Genomic DNA, 14025 nt, shown 5'->3' on the forward strand with positions numbered 1-14025 from the left:
CTGTGATGACCATGCTGTCATGGATTGCATGACAAGCATTGGAGCAGTGCGCGGCGCGGGTGTCGCCGCCGTCCTCGCCCTCGTCGGGTGCGGCTCGGCCACCGTCGGCGCCGTCGGCAAGCCTGCCGCGGGGAAGTGGGTGGGCCCCGTCGTCACCACGCCGGACGGCGGCCAGCTCCGGACCACCATCTACTACGGGCCCTGGCAGTGCAGCGCCGCGTTCATGTCCAGGTGCGAGTCGAAGTGCGCGGGACAGGGGCGCGCCCTGATGGGCTGCATCTGGTTGGCCGACATCAAGGGCGACTGGCAGGGGCGCTACCTCTTCATGCCCGCCGCTGCAGGCGGCCGCATGGCCATCACCCACTGCTGCTGCGACTATCCAACCATCTCCAACACCAGCCAGCAGCGGCGCGTCTGGAATCGGGCGCGAGACGGGTTCCGGGAGGCTTGGGCGGAGGACTTTGGAGCCTGGCCCCAGAGCGGAGGAGCGCTTTGGGAGGGGCACCACATCTTCGACCTCTGGCATGGCGGCCCGCCGACTGCCCCCAACAACGTGCTGCCCGTCCCGCCTGACATCCATCAGGTGCTCAACCAGCAGTACCCGGCCTGCTACTCTGGCGGTGGACAGTGGAGTACGCCCGGCCCCGCGCGGCCCTACGTGGACTAAAGCATGCCCTCGATGGACAGCCTTCTGGCCGAAGTCTCCCGGCACCACTACCCGGAACCGCCTGCGACGCCGGAGCAAATCGCGGCCTTCGAGGCGCGCGCGGGCTGGCAGTTGGACCCCGACCTGCGCGCCTTCTACCTGCACTGCAACGGCGCGGCCCTCTTCCGTCCACGGCTGACCGCGAACTACCGCGTCCTCTCGCTCGACGAAATCCGCCGCGGCCGAGCTGCTATCCGCGGCAGCGAGTCGGACAAGGACGGCCCGGCCTCCTGGTACACGCTCCTCTACCTCCAGGACGGCGACTACATCCTCGCGGACGTCTCGCGAAAGGAAGGCGGGCGGTACCCCCTCCTCGATGCCTTCCACGAGACGTTCCCCGACCCCGTGGAGACCCGCCAGATTGCCGCGTCGTTCAGCGAGTTCCTGGCCAAGGCACTGGCCAGCGGGGACGACTTCTTCTGGCTGGACGGATGAACACTGCCCGCGCGTGGCGCACCCGTCCCGCGCGTGCGATGTCCGCGACCGTGCCCACCCACGACAAGACGAAGACGCCCCCGGAGCGGCGCCGCGCGCCCGCGGGCACCACCGTGCGCATCGACGGCCTGCGCCTCTCCCGCGAGGCCTGGGCCCGCGTGGAGGCGCTGACAGCCCAGCTCCGCCGCGCTGGCATCCCCCGCGCCCGTCCGTCCGGCGCGCTGGAGCTGCTAGTGCTCCACCCGGAGGTGGCCGCCCAGGTCCTGGCCGGTGGCTGCCGCGTTCACCCCTGCGCCACGTGCGGCGCCTGGCTGGACGCGGCGGGCGCGATGGTTCACCAGGACACGCTGCCTGGACACAAGGTGCAGGGGTTCGCAGTGCCGCCGGGTTGATCCAGTTGCACAATTTGGGGCGCGCGTTATTGTTCGCTTGCCACGACGGCGCACGACTCCCGTGCACGGACATCCGACGATGTCTCGTAGAAAGAAAATGATGAGCAAGTTCACCCTCGGACAGCCGGAGGGCATTGGCGTAGTAGAGCCTGGCTACGGCACGTTCGGCCCTGTGGAACCCCTCTCTTCAGCGTTCCTGCCTGCGCCGCCTCCTCCAACGGAAGTGGAGCGTTCAGATAGCCAAATCGGTTTCCTAGTAGAGCAGTTGTGCGACCGAGCACGAATGCTTGGCGAGAAGTTTGGCGTTTCGCTGAAGGACTTCCCGCTTGAGCGACCTGCGGTGCCGTCAACGTCTGACGAAAGACTTGTTCACGCTATTGTGAATCTGTCGCCCCATGAGGCCGTTAGTCTTGAACGAGTACGCGATGCATGGGGACTTTGGTACCGGTCCAGCGTGGGAGGATTGCAACCGCGCCCTGCTGTTCCAGCGATGCCATTGCGCGATGCACCTCTCGCTGCTCGGCGCCAATTCTTGCTCCGTAGCGATGCATTTTTCACGGAGTACATGCGTCAGACCGTCGACAAGCTCAAGGCGTCAACTGAAGCCATCAGCGCAGGGGTTAAGACTGTCGAGCGGCTGGACGCATTCTTCTCGTCTGAGGCGATGGACAGCGCAAGCAAGGGTGCTCGTCCGGCGGTGCTGGTCGGCCAGCCACTGGGACTACCCGCGCCAAAAGGCGCGTTGCCAAGCCCAGAGCAGGTTCGACACGCCATCAAGGCCAAGCCCATCAAGGCCAAGCTCATCAAGTAGATCTAGCCCCCAACACGCGGCCCGCCCCGAACCTCCGAGGCGGGCCGCAGTGCATCACCAGCCGAACGTCCACCGCACACCCGCGCCGGCCATCCGCTCGCGGGCGTTAGCCTCGGTGAAGGCGAAGATGCCCAGGTTCTGTCGGAGTCTCGCCCCGCCCTCCAGGCGCGCGTAGGCGCCCGTGAGGGAGGAGACGCCCGCCTGGGCCTCCAGGTAGCCCGACCGCACCGGTACGTCCGACAGCACCCGCGACAGCCCCGCGTCGACTGCTACCCGCGGGGCATCGAAGGGACCGCCGTCGCCAGCGCGGCCGTGCTCCCGATGGCGCCCAGGGCCTGCGCGGCCGAGACGACTTCCTCCGCGATGGTGGCGGTGGGCGTGGCCTTGCCCGCCTTCATCCGGTCCACGGCCGCCTCGATGAGGCCGCCCAGGAAGGTGCCGATGCTGCCGGCGGTGAGGCCCAGCACCGCCTGGAGCTCCTTCAGCCCGTGCTCGCCCAGGCTCGCCTTGAGCTGCGCGAGCGCCGTCGCCTTGAGCATCGCCAGCTCTTCGGCAGTGAGGACTCCGTCGGCGGCGGCGGCCTCCAGCTTCGGCCGCAGCGTCACCTCCAGTTCGCGGACGGTGGACTCAGCCAGCATGGAGACGCGGGCCCCCACCTGGGCCAGCTTCGAGTCCCCAGCCTGGGCGTTCAGCTTCTTGGTGAGCGCCAGCAGCGCGGCCGCGATGAGGGTAGCCAGGGCCGTGGCTATGATGGGGACGGCGCTGACGGCCGCCGCCACCAGCACGGACTGGATGCCCGGATCCGCGCCGGAGCTGGTGGACGTCTGGGCCAGGGCCACCGGAGCGGTTAGGACGGCCACGATGCACGCGGCCAGGGTGAGGCACTTCTTCATGGTGTTGCTCCCGTTGGGGGTTGAGCTGCACCAGGAGGAAGGGGCGGCCTGCTACTTCACAGCCGCATTCGGCACTGCGTGCACCACCAGGGCGCCCGCCACGTCGCGGATGGCGGACACCCAGCCAGCGCGTACCACCGGGTTGCAGACGTTGAAGGCGGGCAGCTCGGCGCCTGTCACCGCGGAGCGCCCGCCAGTGATGCTGCCGTAGGCGGTATAGGCCCGCTCGGCCAGGTGCAGCTCGTCGGGGCTCGCGTTGACGAGCAGCGCATCGGCGTTGGAGCGCTGCTCCGGCGGCGGGGTGTACGGCACGGCAGTGGGCGTGGACATGCGGTGTTCTCTCCAGGTGCTGCGGTTGGGCTGCACCACCCAGAAGGGGTGCCGCGCCCGGCTCCCCCGTTGGAGGTATTCCCCTCGTCGCGGGTGCAACTCCTACTGCCCCCCATGTACGTACTGAACTGGCTGGGACCGAGCATTGAGGCACGCGTCTACTGGGGGCGAGGCGGCCCCTCGGCACTACAGGCTGCGGTAGAGGCGGGACGTCTCTCGGCGTCCATGGCCCTGCGCATCGCCAGAGAGATGCCGCTCCTGGCGTTGGAGGAAGCGGCATGGCGCGTGGGCTACGACTGGTTTTGGGACGTGGAGCACGACCAGCACGTTGCCGCAACACAGCGGGCCGTGCTCGCAGACGCGTCCGCGCGTGAGTTGGTGGCGGCGCGCCAGGTGCTGCTGGAGCGCTGGATGCAACTGCGGTGGGCAGCCCATGGGCAGCACTCGATGGTGGTGTCGGAGGAGCTGGCTCGCACCGCCCGAACCACGGAGTGCCTCGGCTACACCTGCGACGACGTGACGGTGCGCGAGCGCACGCTCCATGTGTCGGTCCCGGGCGCAGTAGGAATCACGCTCCCGGATGACCGGGGCCGCGATTGGCCTGTCGCGGACATGCTGATTGCGTCGGAGGGAGACGGGCGGCAGTGGCGCGTCATGCTGGAGGCGCCCAGCGACAACCCGCGGCAGCAGACCATCGCCGCCGTCATGATTCGTTGGCCCGTTGGCGCGACTGTTGGCGAGGCACTCGACCACTTCGACAGAGAGGGGGTGCCGGGCATCGACTGGCGCGGGGTGTGGCAGTGGATGCTGGGCGTGCTGCTGACCCGGCATCCTCCGCCAACCCAGGCGTAGGACGCTCAATCAGGAGGCGAAGGGAAGGCGCCGGAAGCCGAGGATGTCGGGCCGGTACTCCGCGCGAGCGAAGGCCTTCACCTTCGCGTCCACGCGCGCCGCGTCCTCCAGGGTGAGCGTCTTGCTGCCGCCGCCGGACGCGCCCACCACCACGCCCGCGCCCATGTGCACCATCACGTGGTCCGGGTCCCCAGCCCGGCCGTACAGCACCAGGTCCCCGGGCAGGAGGTCCGCCGCGCGCGCGACCGGCGCGCACTCCGCCCACAGCCGGTCCGTGTTGTGCGTCGCCCGCCAGTCCTTCCCTCCCACCTGGTGGAAGGCCCAGGTCACGAGGCCCGAGCAATCGAAGATGCGCGGACCATCCGGCGAGGCACGCTGCCCCTTCGCCCCCCACCGGTAGGGCTCATGCATCTGTGAGAGGACGAGCTGGAGGAAGGCGGCGCGCTGCGAGGTGATGGCCATGACGGTCTCCGGGGACTGCGAGGTGCTCCCCGGAGAAGGGGCGTCAGTTGGCTCGTAGTGAATGGCAGCGCTATCATCGCAAGACAGGCTTCCGGCACAAAGAGGACAACAAATGCGGGCATCAATCGTCGCAAGGCTGATGACTGTTGGATTGCTTGCAGGCTGCGGCCACGTCGAGGGCGACACCGCAAGAGAGCAGAAGTCCACCGCAAACATGTACGGCTGCTTTGTCGACTTTGATTCTCCCTGCGAGAAAGCCTGCGTCTGGGCACACACCGATTGCGACAAGAAAGCTGGCGGCAATGTGGAGTCGTTGCAGTCATGCGATGAGACATTCTACAAATGCAAGGCTGCGTGCTGAGACCTCCCGTCGTGGATGTCAGCCGCTGGAGCTAGCGTCCTTGGCCGCCACGTTCGCGGCGTGCTGGAGCTGCCGGGAGGTGCGCTCCCCCATCAGCACCGTGACGTGGTTCACGGCCTGGTGCAGCTGCGGTCGCGCGGCGCCCATCCAGTCCTCGATGGCTCGAAGGCGCAGGTCCTGCGTCTGGAGCTTCGCGCCGTGCTCGTTCACCACGCGCAGCTCCGTCTTGATGTCGCGCACGTCCTGGGCCACCGCGCCCAGCGACTGCACCAGCAGGGGCACCTGGTCCACTGCGGACTCGTGCTTCGTCTGCCGTCGCGACAGCAGGCCGTTGAGGAGGGGCACGAGGAGCTGGCTCACGGCCAGGACGAGAACGGCGGCGAACTCAGGACTCATGGGGGACATGCCCGGACAGAAGGGGCGGCGTCATCCGGGAGCGCGTGGATTGCGCGGCTCCGCTGGCGCCCAGCGCGTCCACGCCCACCGGGAGACCTCCCCGGCTGGCCCCGGGACGAGCTCGCGGCGCCAGCGCACGCCGTGGCTGTCCTGGTGGTAGCCACGCGGCACGTCCACGCCGGCAGGGCATCCTGGCACCGGGCACGGCAGGTCCTCGCGGTTGCGCGGGCAGGTGCAGGACGTCACAGCCCCATCTCCTGGCGCCACCCAGGGACGAACATGTCCAGTTCGCCGGGGCCGAAGCCGCCGCGCTCCGCAAGCCGCGCCAAGGACTGGTCGGTGCCGTAGCGACGCGCGTAGACGGCATAAGCCCGCTCCGCGAGGGACCACGGGATGGTCCTGGGGATCCCGTTGTCGAGGTCCTTCTGAATCACGAGGAGGGGGAAGCGGCGCTCGCTCATCGTGCGGGCTCCGCGTCGCGGCCGTCCGCGTCCCATCCGTACCAGCCGAGGTGAAGGCGTCCCACCGCCTCATCGACGCGCGGCCGGGGGATGCGGCTGTCGTACAGGAGTCCATCGAGCCACGGCGCCACGGGCATCAGGGTGCCTACCTCGCACCCCTCGTGGTCCGTCACCGTCATGCGGCCTGGGTAGTTGGTCATGCCCCGACAGAAGGGGTGCCTCGCGCCTCCGAACTCAGAGGCGCCTGCTGCGGCGAGCCAGTTCTCCAGACCCGTGCAACGCAAGCAGCGAGCAGATGTCAAGGTGCATGCCGTCGCGCGTGACCTCGATAGCGACCTGTCCGTAGGGATTGCACGCCATGACTATTCTCCTTGGATCATCCTGGCCAGGCGCGCGGACTTCGGCATACCGATTCCAGACATGGACCGGAAGCACTACAGACGAGAGATGCGAAGACGCTGCTATGTAGGCGAGCGTGTCGACAAACTTCAGCAGGTCATCGAGCTCGTAGGTGTCCAAGCGGCATCCGCCTTGCTGGCCACGAACGCCGACAGGACAACGACACCCTTCGGTTCCCACGTGCATGATGTCGAGGCACCGCTCCTTGAGGTCGCAGTTGAAGACGACGTGATACCCATCCACGTCGGTCGATTCGATCTCTGCAAACCCAAGGAAGCCAGCGGGGACAGGCTTGGCCTCACGTGTGGCCTGCGCCGCACGGGCATCCATCAGCTTATCGAGACGGGTCCTCGCCGCGTCAGGCAGAGCATCAAGCAGCATCTGCACAAACTGAGAGTTAACCGTGACCTTGTAGGCGATCGAATTCGTTTGTTGGTTCGGCATGAGGACGTCCTCCAGTGATGAGTTTCAACTTACTGGCGTTTCCTGACCAACACGAGTTGCCCCAATCCCGGGGTCGAATGCGCCATCCATCACGAAGCGTGCATCCGCGACATCAGTTCGACGAGCCCCATGTAGGACACAGACGCAGGGGCGGGGCGGGCATTCCATTCGTGGCGGGCACGCCCCCTGGGGTGGGAAACCCACAATGTGGGAAAAAATCGGGATTGCTCGGAGCGCTGCAATCCTGCGGCGCGGAAATCTCCCGGAAATCCCCGGCGAACTCTGAGACGAACCCCCTATTTTTTCGGCCCCTGCGCGTTCCCTCGGCCCGCTGGCGCGTCCTGGGCGCTCGCCCGTAGGCGCGAACGTGCCGGAGCGCGCGTGCGCTGGCGGCCCGCTGGCGCCCCTTCTGGAGGGCATGGCCCGCCACCGCGACCACAAGACCGAGCGCGAGCCCGAGGAGGTGGTGAGCCTCGACCCGCTGCTCAACTACCGGCCCCTGGGCAAGCCCGGGCCGGTGACGACGTTGACGCCCCAGCTCGGCGCACAACTCTGCCGCCGCATCGCCGCGGGCGACACCCTGCGCGACGCGGCCGCTGCCGTCGGCACCACCGACACCGTCGTCCAGGGATGGCGCACGCGTGGCACCGACGCCATCGAGCGCGGGGAGGAGGACGCCTACACGGCGTTCGTCATGGAGTACGAGGCGGCCGCCGCGCACTTCCGCCGGGTGCTCCAGGAGGCCCAGTTGGAGAACATCGGCAACCGAGCCTTCAACGACAAGTACATCCGCTGGCGCCTCGGGGTGAGCGACCCGAAGAACTTCACCGTGGCCCGCACCGCGGGACCCACCGGCAGCGACGGTGGCGCCTTCGAGTTGGTCACGCCTGACGAGGCCCAGAAGACGCTGGCGGAGCGGCTGTCCCGCTTCCTCACCAACGAGGACAAGAAGCTGGCAGCGCCCCCGCCCTCCTCGGAGGAGTAGAACCAATCTCAGAATTGGCGCAGGAGGAGGAGAGAACAGGCGCGGAGCAGGTCGCCGCCGACGTGGCCGCGCTGGTGGCCCGGACCCGCGCCATCGCCTGCCCGAAGTAGTCGCCCCTTCTGGGAGGACATGACCAAAGCGAAAGCCGTCACCGCCGGGAAGGACCTGCTCCAGGGCCTTCCCGTCATCCGCCCCGAGACCCACGGGCGCCACTCGCGCCTGGATGAACTGGCGCTCTTCCTCCGGGAGAAGTTCGGCACCACCGCGGGCTTCTCGGACCGGATGGGCCTCACGCCGCAGGAGCTGCTCGTCCTCTACTACGAGCCCGAGTACTCCCTGCGCCCCGCCCAGCAGCCGCCGGACATGATTGCCGCCGAGCACGCGCGCTGGCGGACGTGGTTCCTCTTGGGGGGCCGTGGCGCAGGCAAGACGCACGCGGGCGCATGCGCCGTGCTGCGCGAGGCGAAGGCGGACCCCGAAGCACGCATCCTCATCGTCGGCCCTACGTACACGGAGATTCAGAAGAACCAGCTCGAAGGGCCCAGCGGCATAATCACCCTGGCGCCGCCATGGTTCCGCCCCGAGCACCTGAAGTCGAAGAAGCAGCTCGTCTTCCCCAACGGCGTGAAAGCCGACTACCTGCCGGCAGCGGACGCGGACAAGTTCCGCGGCTACGGCTACACCTTCGAGTGGTTGGACGAGGTGGTCGCCTGGAAGAAGGACCCCGTCGCCGTCTGGAACGAGTGCTGCCGCGTCGGCCGCGGCACGTCCGCGCGGATGCGCAAGCTGGGCCTCTCCAGCCGCAAGGTCATCACCACCACACCCGCGCCCACGGAGCTGTTCCGTGAAATCCTCAAGCAGCGGGATGGCCTCGTACTCTCGCGCTCCAGCACGCTGGACAACAGCGCGCACCTGGACGACGCCTACGCCCTCCAGGCGCGCGACGCGGCGAAGAGCGCCATCGGCAGGCGCGAGTTCTACGGGGAGCTGGAGTTCGACCTCGACCCCGCCCTCTTTCGGGGTGTGGACTGGAACGCCTCGCGCGTGAAGCAGAAGGAACAGCCCTCCGTCTTTGACTTCATCGTCATCGGCTTGGACCCGGCGACGGGGGAGAAGAAGGGCGCGGACGAACACGGCATCGTGGTGGTGGGCGTGCGCCGCGAGGCGGACGGACGCGACCATGCCTATGTGCTCGCGGACCTCTCGCTGAAGAGCCCGGAGCCCGCGGCCTGGGCGAAGAAGGCCGTCGCGGCCTTCAAGGCGTGGGAGCCCTTCGCGAAGAAGGACGGCGGCGGGCGCCCGCGCATCTGGATTTTCGCGGAGACGAACACAGGCGGCAGCATGGTGCGCTCCACCATCCACACTCTGGCGAAGGTGAAGGTGCTCACCGAGCGGGCGCGCAACTCGAAGGCCGAGCGCGCGGCGCCCGTCTCCATGCTCGCGGTGGCGGGCCTCGTGCACATGGTGGGGCGACACGACAAGCTGGAGGAGCAGCTCGGCAAGTTCACCGGCGCCCCCGGAGGCCACGCGCGGGATGACCGCGTGGACGCCATGGTGTGGCCCATCTACAAGCACGTCGTGAAAATGCGGCGGAACATCGGTGCCGCAGCCGAGGCGACATCTGAAACAGAGACCAATCCGGAATAGAAGCCGCAAGCCTACGGCCTGCGTGCCCAGCGCTCCGTCGCCCACTCCACCTGGGGCTTACCCCTGACGCAGTGGTGTTAACCGATCACACGTGCGATCTCCCTAATGATTTCAGAACACTGCTCCACAAATTTTCCGTCCACATCAACCAGCCGCGGAACTTCTGACACATCACCCTCATTGAAGAATCGTTCGCCACGCGGCAGCACAGCAAATGGCAGACTGGCGCGTTGGGGCTCCAGCTTATTGTAGCTCCGGCCATGGCCGTGCTTGAGAGCGTTGATTGCGTTTAGGAGATAATCAAAGCGCTCTGCTAAATCGACATGTCCTGTCAACCTCATCTGCGCGTCAAGCTCCTTGAAGGCATTCGTCCATCCTTTGTTCAGTTGCAACAGCCCCTCGAATGCTTGCACTGTGCCGATTGCCACAATAGTTCTCTGTATCGTGAGCATGCGCAATGCATCCACGTGGGGGGTGTCAGCGCGCGTCTCAAGCTCTTTTAGGATTTTTTCCTCCACCTCTTGTGCGTTGCGAAGCGTGAAGTCAGCGGCTCTGGCGAGCAGTTCGTAGTCGGTGGAAGCAGGCATGAGCTCTATCTAATCACATGACACTCCTAAATCTACAGAGCAGGACCAGAGGCTATCCCTGATTAACGCAGCCAGAGAAGCATGGAGGCGACATGGAGGACGGCGAGGTAGGAGGTCGCCGTATTGTCGTAGCGGGTAGCAGCGGACCGAAAGCGCTTGAGGTCGTGGATGAAGCACTCCACCCGGTAGCGGGTGCGGTCCAAGGGCGGCGAGTGCTTGCGGCTCGGGTGGGAGTGGATGACAGGCGTCATGCCGAGCTTGCGAGCATTGGAGAGGATGCGGTCGGCGTCGTTCGCGAACCATTCGCCTCAGGTGCTCATAACCCGCTCATCCAACATAGCCAACCCCCTCTGTGACTCTATTCGACGTCGTGAGTCCGCGAGCAGAGCATAACGCCCTCGCACACGCCACTTCGCGCGGCGGGACGTGCTGCCACCCCACCCCTTCTCTCTTGGCATGGCCTCTCTCCTACACCGCGTCGCCAAGGCGCTCGGCCTCGTGCCGGGCCCGAAGGGCGGTGGGCAGCAACTCGCCCACGCGCTTCCCTTCGTCAGCTTCAGTCCGCGCCGCGGCACCCGCGAAGTGCTGCGCGCATACAAGGAAAACGGCTGGCTGCGCACCGTCGTGGACACCGTCGCGGAGGCGGTAGCCACGCCTCGCTGGCGCGTCTACAAGCGCGTCCGCCCCGGCGTACTGGGTGTGCTCGACCAGCGGTTGAAGTCCGCCAACCCGAGACTACGTGCGAAGGCGCTGAAGGACGCCACAGCCTCCGGGGAGTTGGTGGAACTGTCGGACCACGAGCTGCTACGTCTGCTGGAGGCGCCTCACCCGCGCTACCCCGGCCGCGCCTACCGGAAGCTTCAGCAGGTGCACGTGGACCTGGTGGGCGAGGCCTTCCTCTGGCTGCGCCGCGACGACACCGGCCGGGTGGTGGGCTGGGAGGTGGTGCCTCCGCACCGCGTCCTCATGACGCCCACGCCCGACAACCCGTACTTCTTCATCAGCCACAGTACCTTCATCGGCGCCGTGCCCGAGGCGGATGTCCTCTGGCCCAAGCACCTGGATCCGGAAGCGCCGGAGGACCGAGGCGCGGGTGCAGGCATGGCGCTGGGCGATGAGCTGGATACGGTGGAGGCCATCTCCCGCGCGACGAAGTCCACCTTCGAGCGCGGCGGCATCCCTGCCGCTATCGTCGGTCTGAACAACAAGAACGATGACGATGGCAGCACCACCGGCGAGTCCGCCCAGGACATGGAGAAGCGCTTCAACGCCGCGCACCAGGGGCCCCACAACGCGAGCAAGGTCTGGTTCGCGCCGGCCGGCGTCACCCTCGCCCAGGTGCAGGTGAACTTCCGCGAGTTGCAGACGGAGGAGCTGAAGAAGGGCCTACTGGACTTCATCCGGCAGAACTACAACGTGCCGCCGGAGCTGGTGGGCGATCTCACCGCCAGCAACCGCTCCACCGCGGAGAGCGCCGAGTACACCCTGGCGGACTTCGCCGTCCTGCCCCGCCTGGAGTTCTGGCGCTCCTGGTACCAGCACTGCCTGGTGCCCCTCGTCGACCGGGACGCCATCCTCGACTACGATGACCCGCGCCCCCAGGAGTTCGAGCGCGTCTTCCGCCTCATGACGACGCAGCCCACCGAGGCCTTCACCTACAACGAGGTCCGCGAGCTGGCGGGCTACGAGCCGGACCCGCTCCTCGAAGGCAAGCGCCCACCGCCACTGCCCGGCGCGGGCGGAGGCAACAACCCGCAGTCGGCGTCCGCGAACGCCACGCCCAACCCTCCGCGCGACCGAAGCGGCGAAGAAGGACGGCTGTAGCGCCAGACGCCGCCCCTTCTTCTGGAGCATGGACAGACGCCCGCGCAGCAAGCGCAGCACGCGCGCCCTCAATCTGAAGCTCTACGAGCCCGCCGCCGCGACCACGGCACCCGCTGCGGCGACGCCTCCCGTCTTTCGGCTGATTGACCCGCCGGAGGAGTACGACCGCGACGACGACAGGATGGCGGCGGGCGCGCTGCGCCTGCCGGCGGGCGAGACGGACGTCCCCCTCTTCTGGGACCACAGCCACCAGGACATGACGGCCGCGAGTCGCCTGCCCGTGGGCCGCGCTCGTATCTGGTGGGAGGGCGGCGAGCCGCTCATGTCCCCCGTCTTCGACGGCGTCGGCGAGCTGTCCAGGTTGTGCGCGGAGAAGGTGCAGGCCGGCACCCTCCGCGCGTGCTCCATCGGCTACCTCACGCTGTCCGCCCGCCCCAACGACAAGGGCGGCGAGGACGTGCTGGAGGCAGAGCTGTTGGAGGTGTCCATCACCGGCATTCCCGCAAAGCGCTCCGCGCAGAGGTTGAAGAGCATGGCGACCCCCGAAGAGGTGCAGCAGACGTTCGAGACGATGGCCAAGGACATCGCGGAGACGAAGGCGATGGTGGCCGAGCTGAAGGCGCTGGTGACGAAGCTCGCGCCCGCGTCCGAGGAGACGAAGAGCGAGGACGGCGAGGAGTCCGAGGAGGCGCCCGCCGAGGGCGAGGACGCGGTGACGAAGTATTTCCGGAGCCTCGTCACGAAGAAGAAGTAGCCGCGCGGCGCCGCCCCTTCTCTCCACCTGGACGCAGCACCCCACCCTTTCGCAGGAGTCGTCATGTCCGTCCCCCCGAAGCCCACCCCGCCCGCAGCCGTCCCTCCGGTGGTGGAGGCCGCGCTCGCGCCCCTCATCACCAAGCACGTCGAGGCCGCGCTCGCCGCGCGTCCCGCCATCACCAGCCCCGCGGTGCCCGGCCGCGGGCCTGCCCTGCTGAAGTACAAGGGCATGTTCGACACGGAGCACCCGGCGCTCGCCGCCCTGGGCGTGCGCCTCAAGTCTGCCTTCCTGGAGTACGAGGACCGCACCGGCCGCGAGAAGTCCAAGGGCCTCAACCAGCCGCTGCGCGAGTGGCTGGAGAAGCTGAAGTCCGCCGGCGTCTTCGAGTCCGTCTTCGCGCAGGGCGGCAACCTCTGGGCCCGCGAGTCGCGCAGCGAGGAAATCATCGACGTCCTGCGCCCCGCCTCCATTCTCCTGCGCGCGGGCCCGCGCATCGAGTCCGGTTACGGCGCGAAGCTCACCATCGGAGTCATCAACGACGGCGTGCAGGTGCAGTGGGAGGGCGAGGATGAGGAGGCCAGCGAGTCCGACCTGGACACCGGGGACCTCATCCTCGGCGCCTTCAAGGCCATGGGCACCATTCGCATCGGCAACGGACTCATGCGCAAGGGCAACCTGCGCTCCGCCGAGCAGCTCGCCGCCGACGTCGGCCGCGCCATGGGCCTGGCCTTTGACCAGGCGGGCCTCGTGGGCAAGGGCCCGAAGACGCCCACCGGCATCCTCAACACCGCGGGCATCACGAAGAAGGCCATCAGCGGCACCTCCATCGAGCAGAAGGTGGCGGACCTGAAGTCCATGGTGGCGGACGTGCTGGAGGCCAACATCCCGCTGGAGGGCGCCAACCCGTTCTACTTCATGACGTCCACGACGATGATGCACCTGTCCAGCCTGCGCGACGCGCCCGCGTCCGGCACTGGCGGCTGGGTGTTCCCCGGCCTCCAGGACCTCCAGAACCCCACCATCAACGGCTTCCCCGTGGGGCACACGCAGACGCTGGCGGGCAAGAACCTCATCGGCTTCGGCCTCGCGCAGGAGCTGTACTTCGGCAACGCCGCGCCGCTGGAAATCGAGCTGGGCGAGAACGGCAACGACTTCAAGCGCGACCGCAAGACGCTGCGCGGGGTGCAGGAAGGCGACTGGCAGGTGCGCCGCCCGAAGGCCTTCTCCATCCGCACGGGCGTCACCTACTAGGCCGCGCCCCGCGCCCTCCCTCTTCCACCTTC

The 14025-nt window shown here is 67.6% G+C and carries 20 protein-coding genes; 10 read left to right on the forward strand and 10 right to left on the reverse strand.

Annotated features, from left to right (window positions below; translation table 11 throughout):
* Nucleotides 1-28: 28 nt before the first annotated feature.
* The 4 genes from GTY96_RS09720 to GTY96_RS09735 all read left to right on the forward strand — a co-directional run bounded on the left by GTY96_RS09720 (nucleotide 29) and on the right by GTY96_RS09735 (nucleotide 2344).
* Complete coding sequence (locus GTY96_RS09720) at nucleotides 29-667, forward strand: hypothetical protein (RefSeq protein WP_161664546.1); 639 nt, start codon at nucleotides 29-31, stop codon at nucleotides 665-667.
* 3 nt (nucleotides 668-670) lie between these two features.
* Nucleotides 671-1141 (forward strand): SMI1/KNR4 family protein, encoded by a 471-nt coding sequence (locus GTY96_RS09725; RefSeq protein WP_235685501.1) that lies wholly within the window; start codon nucleotides 671-673, stop codon nucleotides 1139-1141.
* Nucleotides 1138-1533 (forward strand): hypothetical protein, encoded by a 396-nt coding sequence (locus tag GTY96_RS09730; protein ID WP_235685502.1) that lies wholly within the window; start codon nucleotides 1138-1140, stop codon nucleotides 1531-1533. Before GTY96_RS09725 ends, GTY96_RS09730 begins: the two co-directional genes overlap by 4 nt.
* 100 nt (nucleotides 1534-1633) lie before the next feature.
* A complete protein-coding gene (locus GTY96_RS09735; protein WP_161664547.1) occupies nucleotides 1634-2344 on the forward strand; it encodes a hypothetical protein in 711 nt (236 codons plus the stop codon).
* 54 nt (nucleotides 2345-2398) lie between these two features.
* Here the strand turns inward: GTY96_RS09735 and GTY96_RS09740 are convergent, their stop codons facing one another.
* Genes GTY96_RS09740 through GTY96_RS09750 form a run of 3 tightly spaced genes read right to left on the reverse strand, consistent with a single transcriptional unit; the run spans nucleotide 2399 to nucleotide 3567 of the window.
* A complete protein-coding gene (locus GTY96_RS09740; RefSeq protein ID WP_161664548.1) occupies nucleotides 2399-2590 on the reverse strand; it encodes a hypothetical protein in 192 nt (63 codons plus the stop codon).
* Between the two features lie 23 nt (nucleotides 2591-2613).
* Nucleotides 2614-3237 carry a hypothetical protein gene (locus GTY96_RS09745; RefSeq protein WP_161664549.1) on the reverse strand — a complete coding sequence of 208 codons (624 nt, stop codon included), beginning with the start codon at nucleotides 3235-3237 and terminating at the stop codon, nucleotides 2614-2616.
* Nucleotides 3238-3288: 51 nt separating this feature from the next.
* Complete coding sequence (locus tag GTY96_RS09750) at nucleotides 3289-3567, reverse strand: hypothetical protein (protein ID WP_161664550.1); 279 nt, start codon at nucleotides 3565-3567, stop codon at nucleotides 3289-3291.
* 225 nt (nucleotides 3568-3792) lie between these two features.
* Between GTY96_RS09750 and GTY96_RS09755 the strand changes: the two genes are divergently transcribed.
* On the forward strand, nucleotides 3793-4419 hold the full coding sequence (locus GTY96_RS09755) for a hypothetical protein (protein ID WP_161664551.1): 627 nt from the start codon (nucleotides 3793-3795) through the stop codon (nucleotides 4417-4419).
* 9 nt (nucleotides 4420-4428) lie between these two features.
* Here GTY96_RS09755 and GTY96_RS09760 read toward each other — a convergent pair whose 3' ends face one another.
* The 5 genes from GTY96_RS09760 to GTY96_RS09780 form a co-directional block, all read right to left on the reverse strand.
* Nucleotides 4429-4881, reverse strand: coding sequence for a C40 family peptidase (locus GTY96_RS09760; RefSeq protein WP_161664552.1), 453 nt, complete (start codon nucleotides 4879-4881; stop codon nucleotides 4429-4431).
* Nucleotides 4882-5260: 379 nt separating this feature from the next.
* Entirely contained in the window at nucleotides 5261-5638 is a 378-nt protein-coding gene (locus GTY96_RS09765) for a hypothetical protein (protein WP_235685503.1), read from the reverse strand.
* Between the two features lie 242 nt (nucleotides 5639-5880).
* Nucleotides 5881-6099 (reverse strand): hypothetical protein, encoded by a 219-nt coding sequence (locus GTY96_RS09770; RefSeq protein WP_161664554.1) that lies wholly within the window; start codon nucleotides 6097-6099, stop codon nucleotides 5881-5883.
* Entirely contained in the window at nucleotides 6096-6299 is a 204-nt protein-coding gene (locus GTY96_RS09775) for a hypothetical protein (protein ID WP_161664555.1), read from the reverse strand. Before GTY96_RS09775 ends, GTY96_RS09770 begins: the two co-directional genes overlap by 4 nt.
* A 34-nt stretch (nucleotides 6300-6333) precedes the next feature.
* A complete protein-coding gene (locus tag GTY96_RS09780) occupies nucleotides 6334-6942 on the reverse strand; it encodes a hypothetical protein (protein WP_161664556.1) in 609 nt (202 codons plus the stop codon).
* 418 nt (nucleotides 6943-7360) lie between these two features.
* Between GTY96_RS09780 and GTY96_RS09785 the strand changes: the two genes are divergently transcribed.
* Entirely contained in the window at nucleotides 7361-7927 is a 567-nt protein-coding gene (locus GTY96_RS09785) for a hypothetical protein (RefSeq protein WP_161664557.1), read from the forward strand.
* 129 nt (nucleotides 7928-8056) lie between these two features.
* Complete coding sequence (locus GTY96_RS09790) at nucleotides 8057-9574, forward strand: terminase large subunit domain-containing protein (protein ID WP_161664558.1); 1518 nt, start codon at nucleotides 8057-8059, stop codon at nucleotides 9572-9574.
* A 77-nt stretch (nucleotides 9575-9651) separates the two neighbouring features.
* Here GTY96_RS09790 and GTY96_RS09795 read toward each other — a convergent pair whose 3' ends face one another.
* Nucleotides 9652-10161 carry a hypothetical protein gene (locus tag GTY96_RS09795; RefSeq protein WP_161664559.1) on the reverse strand — a complete coding sequence of 170 codons (510 nt, stop codon included), beginning with the start codon at nucleotides 10159-10161 and terminating at the stop codon, nucleotides 9652-9654.
* Nucleotides 10162-10223: 62 nt separating this feature from the next.
* Complete coding sequence (locus GTY96_RS09800; RefSeq protein ID WP_161664560.1) at nucleotides 10224-10412, reverse strand: transposase; 189 nt, start codon at nucleotides 10410-10412, stop codon at nucleotides 10224-10226.
* A 205-nt stretch (nucleotides 10413-10617) separates the two neighbouring features.
* Here GTY96_RS09800 and GTY96_RS09805 point away from each other — a divergent pair, with 205 nt between their 5' ends.
* The 3 genes from GTY96_RS09805 (at nucleotide 10618) to GTY96_RS09815 (ending at nucleotide 13993) form a co-directional block, all read left to right on the forward strand.
* Nucleotides 10618-11985 carry a phage portal protein gene (locus tag GTY96_RS09805; protein WP_161664561.1) on the forward strand — a complete coding sequence of 456 codons (1368 nt, stop codon included), beginning with the start codon at nucleotides 10618-10620 and terminating at the stop codon, nucleotides 11983-11985.
* Between the two features lie 28 nt (nucleotides 11986-12013).
* Nucleotides 12014-12739: an HK97 family phage prohead protease gene (locus GTY96_RS09810; RefSeq protein ID WP_161664562.1), complete on the forward strand. Its 726-nt coding sequence runs from the start codon at nucleotides 12014-12016 to the stop codon at nucleotides 12737-12739.
* A 63-nt stretch (nucleotides 12740-12802) separates the two neighbouring features.
* Nucleotides 12803-13993: a phage major capsid protein gene (locus GTY96_RS09815; protein ID WP_161664563.1), complete on the forward strand. Its 1191-nt coding sequence runs from the start codon at nucleotides 12803-12805 to the stop codon at nucleotides 13991-13993.
* Nucleotides 13994-14025 lie beyond the last annotated feature (32 nt).

It is taken from the genome of Corallococcus silvisoli (assembly GCF_009909145.1).
Classification (GTDB): domain Bacteria; phylum Myxococcota; class Myxococcia; order Myxococcales; family Myxococcaceae; genus Corallococcus; species Corallococcus silvisoli.